18 protein-coding genes are annotated in these 22173 nt (G+C 64.4%); 5 read left to right on the top strand and 13 right to left on the bottom strand.

The genetic code is table 11. The features are described 5' to 3' along the window. Positions 1–4: 4 nt before the first annotated feature. The 8 genes from ACPEE1_RS21210 to urtA all read right to left on the bottom strand — a co-directional run bounded on the left by ACPEE1_RS21210 (position 5) and on the right by urtA (position 7849). On the bottom strand, positions 5–1123 hold the full coding sequence (locus tag ACPEE1_RS21210; RefSeq protein WP_182344793.1) for a Fic family protein: 1119 nt from the start codon (positions 1121–1123) through the stop codon (positions 5–7). A 91-nt stretch (positions 1124–1214) separates the two neighbouring features. Beyond that, on the bottom strand, positions 1215–1583 hold the full coding sequence (locus tag ACPEE1_RS21215) for an FmdB family zinc ribbon protein (RefSeq protein ID WP_182344791.1): 369 nt from the start codon (positions 1581–1583) through the stop codon (positions 1215–1217). Positions 1584–1645: 62 nt separating this feature from the next. Beyond that, positions 1646–2869, bottom strand: coding sequence for a formamidase (gene fmdA, locus ACPEE1_RS21220; RefSeq protein WP_182344789.1), 1224 nt, complete (start codon positions 2867–2869; stop codon positions 1646–1648). A 62-nt stretch (positions 2870–2931) separates the two neighbouring features. Continuing rightward, positions 2932–3621, bottom strand: coding sequence for an urea ABC transporter ATP-binding subunit UrtE (gene urtE / locus ACPEE1_RS21225; RefSeq protein WP_116926172.1), 690 nt, complete (start codon positions 3619–3621; stop codon positions 2932–2934). A gap of 10 nt (positions 3622–3631) precedes the next feature. Next, entirely contained in the window at positions 3632–4375 is a 744-nt protein-coding gene (gene urtD, locus ACPEE1_RS21230; RefSeq protein WP_021028661.1) for an urea ABC transporter ATP-binding protein UrtD, read from the bottom strand. Between the two features lie 14 nt (positions 4376–4389). Then, the gene (urtC, locus tag ACPEE1_RS21235) at positions 4390–5583 is read right to left on the bottom strand and encodes an urea ABC transporter permease subunit UrtC (RefSeq protein ID WP_423934793.1); all 1194 of its coding nucleotides are present in this window, start codon (positions 5581–5583) and stop codon (positions 4390–4392) included. Between the two features lie 23 nt (positions 5584–5606). Next, complete coding sequence (gene urtB / locus ACPEE1_RS21240; RefSeq protein ID WP_182344788.1) at positions 5607–6521, bottom strand: urea ABC transporter permease subunit UrtB; 915 nt, start codon at positions 6519–6521, stop codon at positions 5607–5609. Between the two features lie 80 nt (positions 6522–6601). Continuing rightward, complete coding sequence (gene urtA / locus ACPEE1_RS21245) at positions 6602–7849, bottom strand: urea ABC transporter substrate-binding protein (protein ID WP_021028658.1); 1248 nt, start codon at positions 7847–7849, stop codon at positions 6602–6604. Between the two features lie 315 nt (positions 7850–8164). Between urtA and ACPEE1_RS21250 the strand changes: the two genes are divergently transcribed. The 3 genes from ACPEE1_RS21250 to ACPEE1_RS21260 all read left to right on the top strand — a co-directional run bounded on the left by ACPEE1_RS21250 (position 8165) and on the right by ACPEE1_RS21260 (position 13784). After that, the gene (locus ACPEE1_RS21250) at positions 8165–11575 is read left to right on the top strand and encodes a hybrid sensor histidine kinase/response regulator (protein WP_182344787.1); all 3411 of its coding nucleotides are present in this window, start codon (positions 8165–8167) and stop codon (positions 11573–11575) included. Between the two features lie 2 nt (positions 11576–11577). Beyond that, positions 11578–12462, top strand: a complete 885-nt coding sequence (locus ACPEE1_RS21255; protein WP_116926169.1) for a response regulator — start codon at positions 11578–11580, stop codon at positions 12460–12462. A 335-nt stretch (positions 12463–12797) separates the two neighbouring features. Beyond that, a complete protein-coding gene (locus ACPEE1_RS21260; RefSeq protein WP_423934796.1) occupies positions 12798–13784 on the top strand; it encodes a tripartite tricarboxylate transporter substrate-binding protein in 987 nt (328 codons plus the stop codon). A 75-nt stretch (positions 13785–13859) separates the two neighbouring features. Here ACPEE1_RS21260 and ACPEE1_RS21265 read toward each other — a convergent pair whose 3' ends face one another. After that, positions 13860–14195: a DUF1840 domain-containing protein gene (locus tag ACPEE1_RS21265; RefSeq protein ID WP_116926167.1), complete on the bottom strand. Its 336-nt coding sequence runs from the start codon at positions 14193–14195 to the stop codon at positions 13860–13862. A gap of 10 nt (positions 14196–14205) precedes the next feature. After that, the gene (locus ACPEE1_RS21270) at positions 14206–15471 is read right to left on the bottom strand and encodes a class I SAM-dependent methyltransferase (RefSeq protein WP_182344786.1); all 1266 of its coding nucleotides are present in this window, start codon (positions 15469–15471) and stop codon (positions 14206–14208) included. A gap of 126 nt (positions 15472–15597) precedes the next feature. Between ACPEE1_RS21270 and ACPEE1_RS21275 the strand changes: the two genes are divergently transcribed. Beyond that, positions 15598–16182, top strand: a complete 585-nt coding sequence (locus ACPEE1_RS21275; RefSeq protein WP_182344785.1) for a hypothetical protein — start codon at positions 15598–15600, stop codon at positions 16180–16182. On the opposite strand, the gene ACPEE1_RS21280 is transcribed toward ACPEE1_RS21275, so the two are convergent. Together ACPEE1_RS21280 and ACPEE1_RS21285 are read right to left on the bottom strand one after the other, a co-directional pair. Next, positions 16163–17272 (bottom strand): M14 family metallopeptidase, encoded by a 1110-nt coding sequence (locus ACPEE1_RS21280; RefSeq protein WP_182344784.1) that lies wholly within the window; start codon positions 17270–17272, stop codon positions 16163–16165. The genes ACPEE1_RS21275 and ACPEE1_RS21280 overlap by 20 nt on opposite strands. Beyond that, positions 17269–19362, bottom strand: a complete 2094-nt coding sequence (locus ACPEE1_RS21285) for a molybdopterin-containing oxidoreductase family protein (RefSeq protein WP_423934799.1) — start codon at positions 19360–19362, stop codon at positions 17269–17271. Before ACPEE1_RS21285 ends, ACPEE1_RS21280 begins: the two co-directional genes overlap by 4 nt. A 264-nt stretch (positions 19363–19626) precedes the next feature. Between ACPEE1_RS21285 and ACPEE1_RS21290 the strand changes: the two genes are divergently transcribed. Beyond that, on the top strand, positions 19627–20832 hold the full coding sequence (locus ACPEE1_RS21290) for a M20 aminoacylase family protein (protein ID WP_021028679.1): 1206 nt from the start codon (positions 19627–19629) through the stop codon (positions 20830–20832). A 516-nt stretch (positions 20833–21348) separates the two neighbouring features. On the opposite strand, the gene ACPEE1_RS21295 is transcribed toward ACPEE1_RS21290, so the two are convergent. Beyond that, positions 21349–22050, bottom strand: a complete 702-nt coding sequence (locus ACPEE1_RS21295) for a haloacid dehalogenase type II (protein WP_116926162.1) — start codon at positions 22048–22050, stop codon at positions 21349–21351. Positions 22051–22173 lie beyond the last annotated feature (123 nt).

The following is a 22173-nucleotide window of genomic DNA, read 5'->3' on the forward strand; positions in this document are numbered from 1 at the left end:
GGCGCTACACCGCGCTCAGCAAATAGCTTGTGCTACGCCCACCAGCCGCCTCTTTGTCCAATACCCCCAGCGCCAACAGCTCGTTGATATCCCGCAGTGCCGTGTCGCTGGAACACTTGGCAATGGCCGCCCATTTTCCGGTGGTGAGCTTTCCGTCAAAGCCATCGAGCAAGCGGTTCAGCACCTTGATATGGCGCTCATTCATCGGCGTCATCGCCCAATGGCGCCAAAACTGCGCCTTGTACAGGACGACCTCCAAGCCCTCGTTCGCTTGCAGGACCGCCTGGTGCAAAGTCTGCAAAAACCACAGCAGCCATGGCGTCACATCCATGCCGCCTTTTTGCGTGCGCTGCAACACCTCGTAATAGGCCTTGCGCTCCCGCTGTATCTGGGCAGACAGGCTGTAAAAGCGTTGCGCACTGCCATCCGCACGCGCCAACAGCAGATCACCAATGGCCCGCGCCATACGACCATTGCCGTCATCAAATGGGTGGATGGTCACAAACCACAGATGGCCCAAACCGGATTTGAGCAATGCCGGAAGGGTGGAAGGCGCCGGGTCATTGATCCAGGCCAGCAGCTTGGCCATCTCCGCTGGTACTTGGGGCGCCGGAGGCGCTTCGTAATGCACTTTCTGGCGGCCGATCGGGCCGGATACTACCTGCATAGGGCCCGCTGCGTCATCGCGCCACGTGCCCACCGCTATCTTGCTCATGCCCGAATAGCCGGTCGGGAACAAGGCGGCATGCCAGCCATAGATGCGCTGCTCGGTGACGGCTTGCTGGTGGTTTGCCGTCGCGTCGAGCACCATCTCCACCACCCCTTCCACATGGCGGTCTACCGGTGCAAGCGCCCCAATATCCAGCCCCAACCGCCGGGCGATGGAAGAGCGCACGGATGCCACATTGAGCAACTCCCCTTCGATCTCGGAGGTCTTGAGCACATCCTGCGTCAGCGCAGCCAGGCTCGCCTGGTCCCGCAGGCCCATGCCGACATCCGCCAAGCGGCCCAGCAGCATGCCTTGTGCCTGGCTGACCTGCGCCAGCGGAGCAGCCAGGGCATCGCTATCGAACTGCCACTGAGGCCAGTGCGGGGATTTCCAGATATATTCACCGCTAAACATGCGGTGAATAATAGGCCTAAACGCCGCAAATGTCTATGGCGTCTCCAAAACTGGCCTGGCTGTGCGCTGACGCATCTCTGATCCCAGCCCCTCAGTGGCTGATCATCCAAGGCCGATTCCCCACCTGGCTTTTGAGCGCCGGCTGCGCCGCTGCAGCAGCCGCGCCAGTTTTAGTGCCCCCACTGCAGCAACCACACCCACTGGGATGCCGCAGCCGCCCATAGTTGCCCGCAGCAGGGTCATTATCACGCGACATGCGCGGCGCATGACGGGCGCGTTCGTTGACCTCGGCGGCGCGGCGCTGCTGGGGGGAGGTGCAGGCCAGGCGCGGGGCCTGGGTGATGACGCGCTCGGAGGCCGCGCCACATTGCGGGCAGACGCAGGCCAGGTTGCGGTCGGACAGGCGGCGCAGCGCGTCGAATTGGCCGCAGCGCTGGCAGACGTAGTCATAAGTTGGCATCAAAGTCTCCTGCACTCAAAGATAAAAGCGGGCCGGCACAGCGGCCCGCGCAAGCCAGCGTCTTACTTGTCGTACGAGATCGGCATATCGATGCTGCCATCCAGGTACTTGACCGGGCCGGCGGCATTGGGGTTGATGTCGAACTCAAAGATCTGCGTGGGCAGCCACAGGGTGGCGCAGGCATTGGGCACGTCCACCACGCCGCTGATATGGCCCTGCACGGGGGCGGTGCCGAGGATGGAATAGGCCTGCGCGCCCGAGTAACCAAACTTCTTCAGGTACTCGATGGCGTTGAGACAGGCCTGCTTGTAGGCCACGTTCACATCCAGGTAGTACTGCTTGCCCGATTCGTCGACGCTGATGCCTTCAAAGATCACATAGTCGTTGTAGGTCGGCACGATGGGGCTGGGCTTGAAGATGGGGTTCTTGATGCCGTACTTGGCCATGCCGCCCTTGATGATGGAGACCTTCATGTGCACCCAGCCGGCCATCTCGATGGCGCCGCAGAAGGTGATTTCGCCATCGCCCTGGCTGAAGTGCAGATCGCCCACCGACAGGCCGGCGCCATCGACATAGACCGGGAAGAAGATCTTGGAGCCGCGCGAGAGGTCCTTGATATCGCAGTTGCCGCCATGCTCGCGCGGGGGCACGGTGCGCGCACCGGTGGCAGCGGCCTTGTCGCGCGCCTCGCCCTTGAGCTGGCCCATGTGCGCCGTCGCCATGAAGGGCGGGTTGGCCAGGTTGCCGTCCGGGTTGGTGTCGATCAGCGCCTGCTCGCGCGCATTCCAGGTCTCGAGCATCTTGGGGTCGGGCAAGGTGCCGATCAGGCCCGGGTGGATCAAACCGGCATAGCGCACGCCAGGGATATGGCGCGAGGTGGTGAACATGCCCTGGAAATCCCAGATCGACTTCTGCGCCGACGGGAAGTGGTCGGTCAGGAACCCGCCGCCGTTCTTCTGCGAGAAAAAGCCGTTGAAGCCCCACTGGCTCTCGTCCTTGGCACCGATGTCGAGCAGGTCCACGACCAAGAGGTCACCGGGCTCGGCGCCTTTGACACCGACCGGGCCCGAGAGGTAGTGCACCGTGGTCAGGTCCACATCGCGCACATCGTCGGCGCTGTCGTTGTTCTTAATGAAGCCCCCCGTCCAGTCGTAGGTCTCCAGCACAAAGTCATCGCCGGGGTTGACCCAGCAGGCCATCGGAATATCGGGGTGCCAGCGGTTGTGCACCTTCTCGTTGGAAGGGGCCGGTTGGGACAGATCAACCTTGATCAGGGTTTCGGGCATGTGCAACTCCTGTGATGCAGTCAATGGAACAAGAAACGCGCGGGCGGCCCGCGCAAGCGGTGTCAAACCGACAGGTACGACTTGATGTGGGCCTCGTTGGTGTTGGCGCGGTCGGTCTCGTGCACGATGCGGCCGCCCTCGATCACGAACAGACGGTCGGCCACATCCATCGCAAAATGCAGCACCTGCTCGGAGACCACGATGGTGATCTCGCGCATCTTGCGGATCTCATTGAGCGCCTTGGCGATGTCCTTGATGATGGACGGCTGGATGCCCTCGGTGGGCTCGTCGAGCAGCAGCACCTTGGGGTTGGTGACCAGCGCACGCGCAATGGCCAGCTGCTGCTGCTGCCCGCCCGAGAGGTTGCCGCCCTTGCGCCGGCGCATATCCCACAGCACCGGGAAGAGTGCATAGATCTCGTCGGGGATCTTGCGGTCGCGGGAATTTTCCAGACCGGTCTCGATGTTCTCCTCGACGCTCAGGGTCGGGAAAATCATGCGGCCCTGGGGCACATAGGCAATGCCCTTGGCCACGCGCAGATAGCTCTCGTCGCGCGACACATCCTGCCCCGCCACCTGCACCGCCCCGCTCTTGAGCGGCAGCACACCCATCAGCGCCTTGAACAAGGTGGTCTTGCCCATGCCGTTGCGGCCCATGATGGCCAGGGTTTCGTTGGGCCGGCCTTCGAAGGAGATGCCGTGCAGCGCCTCGCTCTGTCCGTAGGCCACGTGGATATCGTTGACTTTCAGCATATGCGGCTCCTCAGTGGCCCAGGTAGACATCGATGACTTTGGGGTCGGACTGCACGGCCTCCATCGAGCCCTCGGCCAGAATCTTGCCCTGGTGCATGACGGTGACCTTGTGCGCAATGCGGGCCACAAACTCCATGTCGTGCTCGATCACGATCACCGAGCGGCCCACGCAGATGCGCTTGAGCAGATCGGCCGTCAACTCGCGCTCGCGCGCGCTCATGCCGGCAATCGGTTCGTCCAGCATCAGCAGCTCGGGCTCCTGCATCAGCAGCATGCCAATCTCCAGCCACTGCTTTTGCCCGTGCGACAGCAGGCCCGATTCCATCTCCAGCACATGGTCCAGGCCAATCTCCTGGGCCACCGCCTGCACGCGCTGCTGCACAGCGGGCGTGCACTGAAAGCGCAGCGCGCCAAACACCGAGCGTCCCTCAGGGTAGGACACCTCCAGGTTCTTGAAGACCGAGAGGTTCTCGTAGATCGAGGGCGTCTGGAACTTGCGGCCTATGCCCTTGCGCACACGCAGGTACTCGTCCATGCCCGTCAGCTCCTGGTTCTGGAACTTGATGCTGCCGCTGCTGGCCTTGGTCTTGCCGCAGATCAGGTCGAGCAAGGTGGTCTTGCCCGCGCCGTTGGGGCCGATGATCACGCGCAGCTCGTTCTTGTCGACATAGAGGGTCAGGTCCTCGATGGCCTTGAAGCCGTCAAAGGAGACCGTCAAGCCCTCCACCGCCAGTGCGAAATCGGTATTGCTCATTGCGTGCTCCTGGTTCAGACGCCTTCGGCCGCAGGCTTGCCGGCGACGGGCTCCTGCGCCTTGCTGCTGGTGGTTGCGGGCTTGGTGCTGGCAGGGCCTGCGCCGTGGCTCGGTGTACTGGCGGGTTTGGCTGCGCGCCGGGCCAGCAGCGGCTTGACCTTGCTGGCATACAGGCCCGCCAGACCATTGGGGAAGAACATGGTCACGACGATGAACAGGCCTGCCATGCAGAACATCCAGAGATCGGGGAAGGTCTCGGAGAAATAGGTCTTGCCAAAGTTGACCAGCAGCGCGCCGTAGACGGCCCCCACCAGGCTCATGCGGCCACCGACGGCGGCAAAAATCACCATCTCGATGGAAGGCACAATGCCCACGATCGATGGCGACATAAAGCCCACCTGCAGCGCAAACATCGCGCCACCAATGCCCGATATCGCAGCGGCCAGGCAGAACACAAAGACCTTGAACATCGACACGTCGTAGCCCGAGAAGCGCACGCGGTCTTCCTTGTCGCGCATCGCCAGCAGCAAGGTGCCCAGCTTGCTTTTCTGGATACAGAGGCAGGCCACCACCGACAGCAGCAGCAGGCCGCAGCAGACGTAGTAGAGGATGTACTTGGCGCTGTCGGTGCGGATGTCCCAGCCCAGCATGGTGCGCAGATCGGTCATGCCGTTGACGCCGCCGGTGTAGCCCTGCTGGCCGATGATCAGCACCGTCAGGATCAGCGCCACCGCCTGGGTGATGATGGCAAAGTAGACATCGCCCACGCGGCGGCGGAACATCGCAAAGCCGATGATGAAGGCCAGCAGTGCGGGCACTGCCACCACCGCAAACAACGCAAACGGCAGGTACTCGAACGGCGTCCACCACAGCGGCAGCGCGGTGAGCTGGTTCCAGTCCATGAAGTCGGGGATGCCCGGCGTGGACTGGATCGCGGTGCTGACCTTGTCCGAGGCTTCGAGCTTGAGGAACATGGCCATCGCGTAGCCGCCCAAGCCAAAGAACACGCCCTGCCCCAGGCTCAGCACACCGCCCCAGCCCCAGAGCATCACCAGGCCCACGGCCACAAAGGCGTAGCACAGGTACTTGCCCACCAGGTTCAGGCGGAAGATGTCCAGCCCCAGCGGCAGCAGCGCCAGCAGCACGACGGCCAGGATGGCCACATGGCCCAGGCCGGTTCGCTCCAGCCACACACGCATATCTTTCATGGTTGTCATCCTTTGCACCGGCTTTAGCGGCGCACCTTGCTGGCAAACAGACCTTGGGGCCGCAGCATCAAGACCACGACGATGAAGGACAAGGTCAGCACCTTGGCCATGGAGCCACTCAGGAAGAACTCCGTGATCGACTGCACCTGGGCAATGCCAAAGGCCGATGCCACAGTGCCCAGCAGGCTGGCGGCGCCGCCAAAGGTGACGACCAGGAACGAATCCACGATGTAGAGCGAGCCGGAGGTGGGCCCGGTCGAGCCGATGGTGGTGAAGGCCGCCCCGGCAATGCCCGCCACCCCGCAGCCAATGGCAAAGGTGAGGCGGTCGGTCTTCTTGGTATTGATGCCGATGGCGTTGGCCATCACGCGGTTGCTGACCGTGGCGCGCACCCGCAGGCCCCAGCGGCTGCGGTAGAGCGCGATCAGCACGCCGGCTGTGACCAGCAGCGCCAGCGCCAGCACAAACATGCCGTTGATCGGAATGTCCAGCCCCTCACTGGGCGACCAGGAACCCATCAGCCAGTCAGGCAAGGTGGGGCTCACCTCTTTGGGGCCGATCACCGTGCGGAACACCTGCTGCAGCCCCAGGCTCAGGCCCCAGGTGGCCAGCAGGGTATCGAGCGGGCGCTTGTACAGATGCCGTATCAACGCCCACTCGGCCAGCCAGCCCAGCACAAACGCAAACACAAAGGCCGCCACGATCGACAAGGGAAAGTAGTAGGGCATCCAGGCCGGGGCATGGGCTTCCACCAAGGTGGAGGCCATGAACACGGTGTAGGCACCGATGGTCATGAACTCGCCATGCGCCATGTTGATGACACCCATCTGGCCAAAAATAATCGCCAGGCCCAGGCCCATCAGCAGCAGTACCGCAAACAGGCTGAGGCCTGCAAAGCCCTGCATCAGCCCGATATTCATCATTTCAGAAAAAGTCATGGCGCTCTCTTGTCGGGTGGTGGTCGGCGGCAGCGCGGGCCAGAGGGTGTTTGCCTATGGCCCGCGCCGGAGGGGCAGCGTTATTGGTAGCCTTTAGGGAACGGATCAGGTTTGATCAACTCGGGCGACTCGGACACCACCTTGAAGGTCCCGTCCGGCAGGCCCTGCGCAATGCGCGACTTGCTCCAGAGGTGGTGGTTGGCGTCGATCTTCACGTAGCCTTCCGGGGCAGTGTTGAGCTCGATGCCCGGCGAGGCGGCCACGACCTTGTCGACATCGAAGCTGCCGGCCTTCTCGACAGCGGCCTTCCACAACCAGGGGCCCAGGTAACCGGCCTGGGTCACATCGCCGATGACCGACTTGGGGCCGTACTTGGCCTTGAAGGCCTCGACAAACTTCTTGTTGTTGGGGTTGTCCAGCGTCTGGAAGTACTTCATGCTCGAGTAGAAGCCGGCAAAGTTCTCGCCGCCAATGCCCAGCATTTCGTCCTCGGTCACCGACAGGGTCACCAGGAACTGCTTGTCACCGGTGATGCCTGCGGCCTTGAGCTGCTTGTAGAAGGCCACGTTGGAGCCGCCCACGACAGCGGCAAAGATCAGATCGGGCTTGGCCACCTTGATCTTGTTGATCAGCGAGTTGAAGTTGGTGTTGCTGAGCGGGTAGTACTCCTCGCCGACGACCTTGCCTTTCTGGAAGGTCTCGATGTGCTTGCGCGCAATCTTCATCGAGGTACGTGGCCAGATGTAGTCCGAGCCCACCAGGAACACCTTGGAGGCGTTCTTTTCCTTCTTGGCCCAGTCGAGGCTGTACAGAATCTGCTGGGTCGCTTCCTGGCCGGTGTAGATGACGTTCTTGCTCTGCTCCAGGCCTTCGTAGAAGGTGGGGTAGTAGAGCAGGCCGTTTTCCTTCTCGAAGACCGGCAGCACGGCCTTGCGCGAGGCCGAGGTCCAGCAGCCAAACACGGTGGCCACATGGTCGCTGATGAGCAGCTTCTTGGCCTTTTCAGCAAAGGTGGGCCAGTCGGAGGCGCCGTCTTCCTTGATCACGCGGATCTTGCGGCCCAGCACACCGCCCATCGCGTTGATCTGGTCAATGGCCAGTTGCTCGGCCTGGATGGAGCCGGTCTCGGAGATCGCCATCGTGCCGGTCGACGAGTGCAGCTGCCCGACCACCACCTCGGTGTCGGTCACCGCCAGCTTGGTGGTGTTGACCTGGGCGGTCGGCGGGGTCTGGGCGCGGGCCAGCATGGGCAGACCCGCCACACTGATGGCACCCAGGCCTTGCAAGAGACGGCGGCGGCGAAGCGACTGATGGAAATCCTGAGACATGCTTTTCTCCTCAAGTGGTTCAGCGGGCTGAACTGGTAACGGGTTGAAACCTGTAGCCACTCTAAAAGTGCGGCCGCCAAACACCCATACGTCATTTGACGTAGCCCCTGCGTAGCCACCGCAGGCTAAGCTTGCTCGCCCAACACACCTTGGGGTGCACCTCACCGGCCGCACCTCACCGGCCACGTCTCGGCGACCACACCTGGCCGGCTGCACTTGGCCGGCCACACCTCGCCGGCCGCACCAGCCTTGCCGTGGCCTGAATATTGCTTGGTCTGCGGATCCCTTGCCCCCAGCGCCTGTGCGCTGCCTGTGATGACCAAACCGTCCCAAAAGATCTTCCCGATCCGCCGCGAATACAACGCCTGGGTGGCCGACGAGACCATGGAGGACTACGCACTGCGCTATACGCCGCAAAAGGCCCGGCGCTGGAGCGAGTGGCAGCTGCTGAACACGGCGATGGGCGGGCTGTCCTTTCTGGCGCTGGAGGCCATTGGCGCGACCATCACCTTGGCCTATGGCTTTAGCAGCGCCGCCTGGGCCATTGCGGTGATGGGCATCGTCATTTTTCTGACAGCCTGGCCCATCTCGGTCTGCGCGGCGCGCTATGGGCTGGACATGGACCTGCTCACCCGGGGCGCCGGCTTTGGCTACCTGGGCTCGACCATCACCTCGCTGGTCTACGCCACCTTCACCTTTATCTTCTTTGCGCTGGAGGCGGCCATCATGGCGCTGGCGGTGCAGATGGCGCTGGGCTGGCCGCTGGTGGTCTGCTATGTGCTGTGCGCGCTGGTGGTGATCCCGATGGTGCTCTATGGCGTCACCTTCATCTCCAAGCTGCAGGCCTGGACCCAGCCGCTGTGGGCCGTGATGCTGCTGACCCCCTACCTGTGGCTGGCCTTCCAGCAGCCGCAGTTTGTGCAGGAGCTGCCGGGCCTGTCGGGCCTGACCTCGGGCAGCGCCGATTTCAACTGGCTGTATTTCGGCTCGGCCAGCACGGTGATCTTCGCGCTGATCGTGCAGGTGGGCGAGCAGGTCGATTACCTGCGCTTCATGCCGCGCAAGACGGCCTCCAACCGGGGCCGCTGGTGGTTTTGTGTGCTGATGGGCGGGCCCGGCTGGATTCTGCTGGGTGCGGCGCGCATGTTGGGCGGCGCCTACCTGGCCTATGTGGCGCTGCAGTTTGGCTCGACCGTGGCCGAGGCCTCGGACCCCACCCACCTCTACCTCACCGCCTTTGGCAAGATCGTGCAGGACCCGGGCGTCGCCCTCTGGATTACGCTGGTCTTCGTCATCATGGCGCAGATCAAGATCAATGTGACCAATGCCTATGCCGGGTCGCTCGCCTGGTCGAATGTGTTCTCGCGCCTCACCCGCAGCCACCCCGGCCGCGTCGTGTGGCTGGTCTTCAACGTGATGATTGCGATGCTGATCATGACCCTGGGCGTGTTCAGTGCGCTGGAGAAGGTGCTGGGCATCTACAGCAATATCGCAGTCGCCTGGGTTGGCGCGCTGGTGGCCGATCTGGTCATCAACAAGCCGCTGGGCCTGAGCCCGACGGGCACCGAGTTCCGCCGCGCCTACCTGCACGACCTCAACCCGGTCGGCCTGGGCGCCATGGGCATTGCCGCGCTGGCCGCCGGCATTGCCTATAGTGGCCTGCTGGGCGAGCTGGCCAGCGCCTTTGCGCCCTATATTGCGCTGGCCATTGCGCTTTTGGTATCGCCGCTGCTGGCCTGGGCCACCGGCGGGCGCTGGTATATCGCCCGCCAGCCCGAGCAGTTCGAGGCTGCGCAGCTGCAGTGCGCTGTCTGCCAGAACCAGTTCGAGCGCGCCGACATGGCCGGCTGCCCCGCCTATGGCGCGCCGATCTGCTCGCTGTGCTGCTCGCTCGATTCGCGCTGCCACGACCGCTGCAAGCCCAGCACGGCGCGGGCCCAGGTGCAGTGGCGCAGCCTCTACGAGAGCCTGCTGCCCCAGCGCATCCAGCGCAGCATCAACTTTCGGCTCGCGTCCTATGCGGGCACGGTGCTGCTGCTGACCAGCCCCATGGCGCTGGCCTTGTTCGTGGTCTATATGCAGCAAAGCCTCTCGCCCGGGCAGACGGATTTGCGCTGGGCCTTTGTGCGCGCGTTCTCGCTGCTGGCGCTGCTGTGCGCGCTCTACGCCTGGTGGCTGGTGCTGGCCAAGGACAGCCGGCGCATGGCGCGCGAGGAGTCCGAGCGCCAGACGCAGATGCTGATGCAGGAGATCGAGGCCCACCAGCGCACCGATGCCCAGCTGCAGGCCGCCAAGGAGCATGCCGAGGCGGCCAACCAGGCCAAGTCACGCTATGTGGCCGGCATGGCCCATGAGCTGCGCACGCCGCTGACCAGCATCCTGGGCTATGCCCAGCTGCTGCTGCGGCGCAGCGACCTGCCCGGCCCCGCGCACGAAAACATCAGCACCATGCTGCACAGCGGCCAGCACATGCATTCGCTGATCGACGAGTTGCTGGACCTGGCACGCATCGAGGCCGGGCGCCTGCGGCTGGACCCGGCGCCGCTGCAGTTCCCCGAGTTTCTCGAAGCGGTCAACCGCATGGTGCGGCCGCAGGCCCAGGCCAAGGGCCTGCAGTTCGAGCTGCAGACGCAAGGCCGCATTCCCGCCTGGGTGCGGGCGGATGCCAAGCGCCTGCGCCAGATTCTGATCAACCTGCTGGGCAATGCCATCCGCTTTACCGACAGTGGCAGCATCCGCCTGCAGGTGGACTGCCACAGCGATGTGGTGCGCTTTGACATCCGCGACACGGGCATCGGCATCGCGCCGCAGGACCATGAGCGCATCTTCATGCCCTTTGAGCGGGGCAGTGCCGGGCGCCGCGCCGCCAGCACCGGCACCGGCCTGGGCCTGACCATCACCCGCATGCTGACCTTGCTGATGGGCGGGGAGCTGAGCCTGCAAAGCACGCCCGGCCAGGGCAGCACGTTCTCGGTGCGCCTGTACCTGAGCGAGGTGCACAACCCGCCGCGCGCACTGGCCGGCCAGCCCCAGGCCCGCCCCTTTATCGGCGGCTACCTGGGCCCGCGCAGAACCCTGCTGCTGGTCGATGACCAGCCCATCCACCGCCAGCTGATCGCCGGCGTGCTGATCCCGCTGGGCTTTACCGTGCTGGAGGCGGCCAGCGGCCAGGAATGCCTGGAGGTCATCCGCGACACGCCACCCGACGCCCTGTTGCTGGACCTGAGCATGGACGACCTGAGCGGCTGGCAGACCGCTGCGCTGGTGCGCCAGCAGTACAGCGCCATGCACCTGCCCATCGTCATTGTCTCGGCCGACCTGTTCGAGAACCAGCCCGAGCAGCTCGAGCGCGCCGGCTGCCAGGCCTTTGTCGGCAAACCGGTGTTGGAGTCCGAGCTGATGGACACGCTGGCCTGGCTGCTGAAGCTCGAATGGATAGAAGACATGGCCGCTGGCTCGGCTGGCTCGGCTGGCTCTGCGACCACGGCCCCCGCAGCGCCGCCACCGGCGCCGCAGGAGCCGCCCCTGCCGCCGGATCTGCAGTCGGACATCACGCGCCTGGCGCGCTTTGGCGATGGCGCCGGCCTGCGCAAACTGCTGGCGGACGCCCAGGCCAGCCACCCCCAATCGCGCGGCACGCTGCAGGCCCTCGATGCCGCTGCCCAGCGTTTTGACTTTCCCCTCATTCTGGAGAGCCTCGGGCCTGCAGGGCCTGCGGACCACTGACCATGCCCACTTTCACGCCCCATGCCGGTGTTGTTCTCGTCGTGGACGATGCCGTCGAGACCCTGGGATTTCTCTGCGACGCGCTCAGTCAGCAGGACTACACCGTGCTGGTCGCCCGCAATGCAGCCGAGGCGCTGGAGCGCCTGGAGATCGCCACGCCGGACGCCGTACTGCTCGACTGCGTGATGCCCGGCGAGAGCGGCTTTTCGCTGTGCCGCAAGATCAAGGCCCACCCGGCCTGGGCCCATGTGCCGGTCATTTTCATGACCGGGCTGTCGGAGACCGACCATATCGTCGAAGGCTTTGCCTGCGGCGGCGTGGACTATGTCGTCAAACCGCTAAAGCTGCCCGAGGTGCTCGCGCGCCTGGCCCGCCATATGCACAACGCCCATGTGGGCCGCATGGCCCAGGCCGCGGTCGATGTGGCCGGCATGGGCGTGGTGGTGCTCGACCGCCAGGGGCGCCTGGCCTGGCGCTCGCCGCAAGCAGCGCTGTGGCTGGAACAGGCCTTTGGCGCCAGCGCGGCAGCGGCAACGGCCTGGTTGCAGTCAGCCTGGGAAACCGCCGCCCAGCACCCGCTGGGCAGCGGCAGCCTGCTGGCCCAGTCGGTGGGCGAGGTGGGCATTGGCGAGCGCATGCTGGTGCTGCGCCTGGGCCATGAGGGCCTGCGCGCCAGCACCCAGCGCCTGCAGGATGCAGCGCTGACGCCGCGCGAGACGGAGGTACTGGGCTGGCTGGCCAAGGGCAAGACCAACCGCGACATTGCGCAGATCCTGGGCATGAGCCCGCGCACCGTCAACAAGCACCTGGAGCATGTGTTTGAAAAGCTGGGCGTGGAGACCCGCGCGGCGGCGGCAGCCATCGTCAGCGGGTCGCTGAGCGCGTAAGCGGGGTGAAAGCCATAGGAAGGCTACGGATATTGCTTGGCTTGGAAGCCCCTGGTTGCGGGCCAAACGGCTTGCGCCAGCGCAAATAAATGTCCATCACTGCCTCTGGTCGCACGACATTTCGCCCAAGGCTTACGACATTTCAACTATCAATATTGATAGCATCTATCACAAACCGTGGTTGAGCCGGGCGGCCATTTGGCTTTAAGTTCGCAAAAAAAACCTTTGTCAAAAACTCGAAACACTCAGGAAAAACAAGGGTTTACCTTAGAAAAAACCCCAGTCTGTTCTCGTTAGGATGGCAGTCTTTTTCCCCTCAAGAGAGACAAGCCGTTATGAACAAGATGATGCAATGGACTGCACTGGCCCTGGCGGCCGCTACCGCCACCGGCGCCTATGCTGACGCCTCCTACCCCAACAAGCCCATCACCATCGTCGTGCCGTTCACCGCTGGCGGCCCGACCGACCGCGTGGCACGCGACCTGGCCGAGGCGCTGCGCAAGCCCCTCAATGGCGTGACCGTGGTCATCGACAATGCCGACGGCGCAGGCAGCACCATCGGCATGGCCAAGGCCGCACGTGCCAAACCAGACGGCTACACCCTGCTGCTCAACCACATCGGCGTGGCCACGGCCCCCATCCTCTACCGCAAGCTGTCCTTCGATGTGACCAAGGACTTCGAATACCTGGGCATCATCAACGACGTGCCGATGACGCTGATCGGCAAGCCCACCCTGACGCCGAACAACTACAAGGAACTGGCCGCCTACCTGAACAAGGAAAAGGACAAGGTCAACCTGGCCAATGCCGGTATCGGTTCTGCCTCGCACCTGTGCGGCCTGCTGCTGCAAAGCACCTTGAAGATCCCGCTGACCGCCGTGCCGTACAAGGGCGCCGCACCGGCCATTGCCGACCTGATGGGAAACCAGGTCGATGTGCTGTGCGACCAGACCACCAACACCACCGGCCAGATCGAGGGCAAGAAGGTCAAGGCCTATGCGGTGACGACTTCCAAGCGCCTGACCACGCCATCGCTCAAGGACCTGCCGACCTTGCAGGAAGAAGGCCTCAAGGGCTTTGAAGTGACGATCTGGCACGGCCTGTACGCGCCCAAGGGCACGCCGGCCGACATCCTGAAGAAGGTCAACGACGCGCTGAAGGTGGCCCTGAAGGACCCCGAGTTCATCAAGAAGTCCGAGAACCTGAGCGCCGTGGTCGCTACCGACCAGCGCATCACACCCGAAGGCCACAAGGCCTTTGTGCAGGCCGAGATCGCCAAGTGGACGCCTATCATCAAGGCTGCTGGCACCTTCGCCGACTGATCTTCAGCCTCCATGCAAAAAGACTGCCTCGGCAGTCTTTTTTTCGTTGGACGCGGCGCGTTGCTACTGTGCGTATCAACCGCCCCAGACCACATCGGCCTGCTCAGCCGCGCTGCGGCGCAGCATCTCGATAAAGGGCACCGCCCGCTGCTTGAGGCCGACGCTTGCCTTCACATCCTGGCCATCGGCGTCTTCGGGGTCCTGGTCCAGATCCTGGGTTTTGGCCGCCTGCGCGCGCTCGTCTTCAGCCGCCACGGCGGCCTGCAGCGCCGCAATGGCCTGCGGAATCTGGTCGGTGGTGATGATGCCGCGTGGCGAGGCGTCCTTGCCGATGATCTGCAGCACCTTGCGGGCATCGGGCTCGAGCATGATCATGTCTGCAGTGGCCTGCGATTTGAATTTGAATAGCACGGTGCGCTCCTTATCGATACATATAGTCCCGGGTGAACGGGTATTGTGATTGTGCACCAGGCATGGTCCCTGTCGTCATCGATCTATCGGGCATGACAGCCAGCATCTGGTGCAGCGCCACCCAGCTGTGCTCAAAACCGGTGGCGCAACCGGCCAGGTAGAGGCGGTAGGCGCGCAAGGTCTTGGCCGCCTGCGCGGGGTTGCCCTTGTGCGAGAGGATGGCCAGCGCCTCATCGAGCTGCGCCTCCAGCGCATCGGACCAGGCCCACAAGGTCTTGGCGTAATGGGGGCGCAGGTTGTCGGTGTCCACCATCTCCCAGCCGGCATGGGCCATCTCTTCGAGCACGGCGCTGACATGGATCAGCTCGCCGCCAGGGAAGATGTATTTCTCGATGAAATCGCCCATGCCCGCGCCCAGCTGTTCGTTGTCGGTGCCGCCAGCGGTGATGCCGTGGTTCATCAGCAAACCGCCGGGCTTGATCAGGCGCTTGAGCACGCTGAAGTACTCCTGCATATGCGCGCGGCCCACATGCTCGAACATGCCCACCGAAGCGATCTTGTCAAAGGGCTGGTCCACCTGCAGTTGGCGGTAGTCGGTCAGCAGCATCCGGACCCGGCCCTGCAGGCCTTTTTGTTCGATCAGCCGGTTGACATAGGCATGCTGGTTCTTCGACAAGGTGATGCCCGTGCCCTCGATGCCGTAGTGCTCGGCTGCCCACAAGAGCAGACCGCCCCAGCCGGCGCCCACATCCAGAAAACGTTCGCCGGGCTGCAGCCGCAGCTTGCGGCAGATCAGATCGAGCTTGGCCTCCTGCGCCTGCGCCAGGCTGTAGCCGGGCTCGGCATAGTAGGCGCAGGAGTAGACGCGGCGCGGGTCCAGCCACAGGCCGTAGAAGTCGTCCGAGACGTCGTAGTGGAACTGGATCTGCTCGGAATCCTTGGTCAAGGTATGGAGCGCTGCCGAGCGGGAGCGCGCCAGCAGCCGGCTCCACCAGGTCGAGCGCGCGGCCACCGGGTCGGCGGGCATCAAGGCCACCGCTGCGGCCATGGCATCGCGCATCGTGCCTTCGATCTCGACATGGCCCTCGACGATGGCCGCGCCGACCACCCCCACATCGCCCGCCGCCAGCGAGGCCAGCGCCGCCGCATTGTGGCAGCGGATACGCACTTGCGCCTGGTCCGGTGGACCGATCCATCCGCCCTGGGGCATGGAGATGGCAACCGACACTGGCAAACCCGCCAGCTTCTCTTCGAGCTTGGACTGCAGGATATTCATGGCACTTATTGTGTGGCGCCGCTTCGCGCCGTCAATGGCATTTGTCTGACACACCTACTGACAGCATATGTATAAAAGATACAGCGAGCAGCGCCGATCAAGCGCGCTTAGCATTGCCCAGCGACCATGTCCACATCCCTGCCCTCCGACCCGACCATCCCTTCAAACCCCGCGATTTTGCAGGGTTTGGCCGCGCTGCAAGCGCGCTTTCCAGACCAGGAATGGGTGGTGCTGCAAGCCGACCCGGATGCCTGCCATGTCTGGCGCCTGGCGCCGCAAAACGCGTCACCTATCCGACACGATCTGCCACTGGGCTATGGCCAATTGGCAACACAGTACCTGAGCCGCCCACCCGTGGGCGCCGGCCAGGTGGAGCAGGTGATTGAGCTGGTCGAGGACCAGATCATGCCGCTGACCCGCAGCTGGCCAGCGCCGGGGCCCCAGCTGGCTTTGCTGTGCCGCGCGCCGGACATGGCAGCCCTCGCGGCGCAGCTGCCCGAGCCGCAAGCTGCCCTGCAGACGACCGACGCCATCGAGCAGCTGTTCAACCGCTATGCCCACCAGATGATGGGCGGCAGCCGCAGCGGCCTGCAGCTGGCGCCGGCGCAGGCGGCGCTGTTGGTCTTGCTGCGCGAATGCCTGCACCACTGGGGCTGCCAGCAGGTCGCGGTGCAGGACGCTCAGCTGGAGATCAGCGCGCCTCGCGGCTGAGCCCATCGACGGTCTGGAACAGCGCCTGCCGCGCCTGGCTGATGATCTGCCCCTTCCAGGCCACGCTCTCGTCGTAGAACGCTTCGCGCATCTGCTGGTGGATAGCGGCTTGCTGGTCTGCCGGCGCCTCGGGGTGCTGGTGCAGCCAGTGGTCGGCACGCAAGGCATCCAAGGTGGCATGCACCGGCAGCACGCCGTACTCCAGGGCCATGCCGGTAAAGGCCGCCTGCGGGCATTCCTGCGCCACGCTGTTCCACAGCAAGCCGGTCAGCGGCGGCGACGAGGAGCTGCCGTCATCGATCGAGGTAACTGGCGTGGCGCCGGCGCCATCCCACCAGCGGCGCGCCCGCGCCAGCATGACCGCATCGCCGGGCGGGCCGGTAAAGATACGCTCGCCATAGCCATTAGGGCCCAGGCCGGTGTGCACATCGATCCAGGCAATCTGGCGTGCCGCTTGGCCGTGCTGGCGCAGCACCTGGCGCAGGGTCTGGTTGCTCCAGGTGGGGGCCTGGCCGCCAAAGAACACGCCCTGCGGATGGCGGTACTGGCCCTGGGCCACAGCGGCCTGCCAGGCCTTGAGGCCATGTGCGTCGATAAAGTCCTGCATCGCCTGCTGCACCTGGGCCGTGGGCGGCCACTGGGCCGGCACGATCACGTCGTGCAGCTGGTCATAGGCCGGGTTGCCCGGCAGCGGCTGGGAGAAATCGACAAAGTTGCGGTTCAGGTCGACGTTCTCCTGCGTCACACGCCGGCCGTAGGAAAAGCCATGGGGATTGAGCGCATGCACATAGAGCACGGCCACGCCGGCACTGCGCGCCTTGTCCAGCCACTCGGCATCGCGCAGCGCATAGACCTGCACGCCGCTGCCGCAATAGCCTTCGATGCCATGGCAGGCACTGCTGAGGATCAGCAGCTGGTCGGCATCGGCCGGGCCATCGCGGGCCACATCCATGGCCAGCGCTTCGCCCTCTACCCCGGTCAACGGATGGGACTGAGACTGCAGCGCCATTCCGGCCGAGGCGGCAGCCTCGAGAAACTGCTGGCGTGCTGCAGCATAGCTGGCTGAAAAGGCTTGTTCTACGGCGCTCATGCGGCGATTCCTTCATGGCTGATGTCGGCATTGACCATGCGCTCGACCTGCACCGCACAGTCATAAAAGGACGGTGCGCGTCCGATATCGGTCAGTTGCTGGTGGGTCAGCTCATTGACGTTGGTGCCATTGGGCCCATCCTTGCGCCACCAGATGCCCAGCCCCACCACGACGCCGGGCCGGGCGCGGCCGTTGATGTTGGCATGGCAGACATGCTCGCCCCGGTCGTTAAACACGCGCACCAGATCGCCATCGGCAATCTCTCGGCTTTGCGCATCGCTGGGGTGCATCTCCAGCATCGGGCGCACTTCGGCACTGCGCAGCTGGCGCACGTTGACGAAGGTGGAGTTGAGAAAATTGCGCGCCGGCGGCGAGATCATCGCCAGCGGGTGGCTGGCCGTGGGCAGCTCATGGTTGGGCAGGTAGTCGGGCAAGGGGTTGATGCCCATGGCCTCCAGCGCCGCGCTGTGGAACTCGCACTTGCCCGAGGGCGTCGCAAAGCCGCCCTCGGCAAAAGGGGCGTCGGGCAGGTCCTGCGCGACAAAGCCCTGGTCCAGCAGCTGCTCGAACGGGATGCGCGTGGGATCGACCGCCTGGCGGCACAGCTCCTCGTCGCTGTCGGCAAAATGCGGCGCGGCAAAGGCGCTGTCGTAGCGCGCCATTTGGGCTGCCAGGTCGCGGAAGATCTGGGCATTGCTGCGCGCCTGGCCCAGCGGCGCAATGGCCGGGCGGTTGAGCAGCACATCGGTGTGGCCGTAGCTGGTGTGGATGTCCCAGTGCTCGAGCTGGCTGGTGGCGGGCAGCACATAGTCGGCATAGTCGGCCGTGTCGGTCATGAAGTGCTCCAGCACCACGGTGAACAGGTCCTCACGCGCAAAGCCCTGGACCACCTTGGCCGAATCGGGGGCGACGGCTACCGGGTTGCTGTTGTAGCAGAGGAGCGCTGCAATCTGCGGGCCGAACTCAGCACTGGCGGGCTTGAGCAACGCATCGCCAATCGTGCTCATGTTGATGGTGCGGGGCTGGCGCGCGCCCAAGAGCGCCGGCATCTGCAGCGCCCCCCGGCGTGCCGGGGCTGACGAGGAGCTCGACAGCAGCAGGCCGCCTGCGCGGTGGCGCCAGGCGCCCACGAGCGCTGGCAGGCAGGCGACCGCGCGCACGGCATTGCCGCCGCCGCGCGTGCGCTGCATGCCGTAGTTGAGGCGAATGGCCGCCAGCTCGGTCGTGCCGTAGTCGCGCGCCAGGCTGCGGATCTGCGCGGCATCAATGCCGCAGACCTGGGCGGCACGCTCGGGTGGCCACTGCAAGGCACGCTCCTTCAGCGCATCCCAGCCCAGCGTGTGCTGGGCGATGTAGTCGTGGTCCAGCCAGTCGTGGGTGATCAGCTCATGCATCAGTGCCAGCGCCAGCGCCGCGTCGGTGCCGGGCAGCAGCTGCAGGTGCTCATGGCATTTGTCGGCGGTCTCGCTCTTGCGCGGATCGATGCAGACCAGCTTGGCGCCATGGCGCTTGGCCTCCATCGCATAGCGCCAGAAATGCAGGTTGCTGCCAATGCTGTTGCTGCCCCAAATCAGGATCAGCCGGCTCTCGGCAAAGAACTGCACCCGCATGCCCAGCTTGCCGCCATAGGTGTGCAGCAAGGCCTCGGACCCCGCGCTGGCGCAGATGGTGCGGTCCAGCAGCGAGGCGCCCAGCTGGTGGAAAAAGCGCCGGTCCATGCTCTCGCCCTGCACCAGGCCCATGGTGCCGGCATAGCTGTAGGGCAGGATGGCCTGCGGATCGGTTTGCGCAATGCGGTGCAGCCGTTCGCTGATATCGGCCAGCGCCTCGTCCCAGCCCACCGGCTGGAACTGGCCGCTGCCCTTGGGCCCCACCCGCTTCATCGGCTGCAGCACCCGGTCGGCATGGTAGCTGCGCTCGGTGTATTTGCTCACCTTGGCGCAGAGCACGCCGCCGGTATGCCCATGCGCGGGGTTGCCGCTGACCTTGGTGGCCACGCCATCGACCACCGTGGTGACCAGCGAGCAGGTGTCGGGGCAGTCATGGGGGCAGGCCCCCAAAACGGTAGTGGTGGCAGCGGAAGTGGTCATGGCAGTGGCGGCGCCCAGAAGGGCGCAAAATCGGGGGGAGAGTTGTGCTGCACATGGTAGCGCCAGATGGCAGGGGCTGGGGTCGCGTGCAGCACGTTTTTGAGCGGGGCCCAGGCCCAGGCCCAGGGTTATTCCCAAGACATTTCAGCGCAGGGGCGCCCGGCTTTGCTGCACCATAGAGGGCTTGGCACGCCGCCCGCCAACACCTTGGCCCCCCAGGCGCCGCCAGACAGATACACCCCCATGTAGCCAACAGGATTTTCCATGAAGCTGATTGATTCCATCGTGGCCGAAGCGGCCAGCATCGCCCAGATCCGCAAAGACATCCACGCCCACCCGGAGCTGTGCTTTGAAGAGGTGCGCACGGCCGATCTGGTGGCAGCCAAGCTGACGGAATGGGGCATTCCGATCCACCGCGGCCTGGGAACCACCGGCGTGGTCGGCATCGTGCACGGCAAGGACGGCGGCGCCAGCGGCCAGGCCGTGGGCCTGCGCGCCGATATCGATGCGCTGCCGATGCAGGAGTCCAACACCTTTGACCACGCCAGCCGCCATGCCGGCAAGATGCACGCCTGCGGCCATGACGGCCACACCGCCATGCTGCTGGCCGCTGCCAAGCATTTCTCCAAGTTCCGCGATTTTGACGGCACGGTCTACCTGATCTTCCAGCCCGCCGAAGAAGGCGGTGGCGGCGCGCGCGAGATGATCAAGGACGGCCTGTTCGAGAAATTCCCGATGCAGGCGGTGTTTGGCATGCACAACTGGCCCGGCATGGCTGCCGGCAATATGGCCGTGAGCCCCGGCCCGGTGATGGCCTCCAGCAACGACTTCAAGATCACCATCACCGGCAAGGGCGGCCACGGCGCGATGCCGCACATGGGCAACGACCCCGTGCCCATCGCCTGCCAGATTGTGACCGCCTTCCAGACCATCATCACCCGCAACAAGAAGCCGCTCGATACCGGCGTGATCTCCGTGACCATGATCCACGGCGGTGAAGCCAACAACGTCATCCCCGACCGCGTGGAGCTGCAAGGCACGGTGCGCACCTTCCGCACCGAAGTGCTGGACCTGATCGAGTCACGCATGCGCCAGGTGGCCGAAGGCTGCTGCGCGATGAACAACGCCCAGTGCGAGTTCCACTTCAACCGCAACTACCCCGCCACCGTCAACAGCGCTCCCGAAGCCGAGTTCGCCCGCCAGGTGATGGTCGACATCATCGGCGCCGATAAGGTGAAAGCGCAAGAGCCCACGATGGGCGCCGAAGACTTCTCCTTCATGCTGCAAGCCAAGCCCGGCGCCTACTGCTTTATCGCCAACGGCGAAGGCGACCACCGCGCCATCGGCCACGGCGGCGGCCCCTGCACCCTGCACAACCCCAGCTACGACTTCAACGACGACCTGATCCCCCTGGGCGCCACCTACTGGGTAGAGCTGGCCACCAAGTGGCTGGCCCAAGCGAAGAAATAAGCGAAGCAAAGCAAGCAAAAAGCGCCCGAGGACACCCCGGGCGCTTTTTGCATTCGACACCCCATGTGCAACAGCCAACTCCAAAATCTGCACACCCGCCCCGGTATGCCGGAGCGGGCCCAAGAAGCAAGCGCAGCGCCCACGCCACCACCCCAACGCCGAGATAGGGCTTGAGACGAGGCGTCGCAGGCGCAGACAGTACGCCTGTACGGCAAGCCTGCGCAACGAAGGATCAGGCCCTATATCGGCGCCTCCGCAGGACTAACAGCCCAAAACTCAAAAACTCAGAACAGCGCCAGCCCAAGCATCAGATGAAATGAAACAGTCCGCCGGAGCGGGCTCAAGAAGCAAGCGCAACGCCCAACCCCACCACCCCAACGCCGAGATAGGGCTTGAGACGAGGCGTCGCAGGCGCAGACAGTACGTCTGTACGGCAAGCCTGCGCAACGAAGGATCAGGCCCTATATCGGCGCCCCCGCACGATTAACAGTCCAAACTCCAAAACAGCACAAGAACTCAACACCCCAACTGATCCGCCAGATCCAACAAATCACGACAGTGGTAGGTGTTGTCGGGTTGGGGGGTCACATCTTTGGGCTGGTTGGCTCCATACTCCAGCGGCCGTTCAACATAAGCCGTCTGCAACCCACACTGACGCGCCGCCGCCAAATCACTGTGATGCGCAGCGACCAGCATCACGGAAGCAGCCTCCACCCCAAAAACATCCGCCACACCCAGATAAGCCCGGGGATCGGGCTTGTAAGCCTGAAACACTTCGGCCGACAACACGCAATCCCAAGGCAGCCCGGCGTTTTTGGCCATGTGGGTGAGCAAGGCAATATTGCCGTTGGACAGCGGCGTAATGACAAAGCGGCTTTTGAGCCGCTGCAGGCCGGCAACGGCATCCGGCCAGGGCGCCAGCCGGTGCCAGACCCGGTTCAGGTCGGCACGCTCGGCCTCGGGCATGTCGCCCAGCCCAAACTGCGGCAGGATGCCGTCCAGAATGCGGCGGTGCAGCGCATCCATGCGCGTCCAGCCCAGCTGGCCCTGGCGCACCAGGTCCATCGCGGGCTGGTAGCCCTTGCGCCAGGCCAGTGCAAAGGCATCGCCATCCACCTGGGGGTAGCGGGCGGCCATTTCGCGCGCGATGCTGCCGTGCCAGTCCACCACGGTGCCAAATACGTCAAACGCCAGAATCTGGGGGTGCGCTACAGCCATGGGTGGGTTTCCAACAAAGAAAAAACACGGCCGAGCATGCGCCAGCACGGGCAGGCGCCCTATCGCGAAGGTGTCAGCCGAGGGTTCTTTGAGAGCGCAGGCACAAAAAAAGCGCGATGTCTA

It is taken from the genome of Comamonas sp. 23, from assembly GCF_049601575.1.
GTDB lineage: Bacteria > Pseudomonadota > Gammaproteobacteria > Burkholderiales > Burkholderiaceae_C > Comamonas > Comamonas squillarum.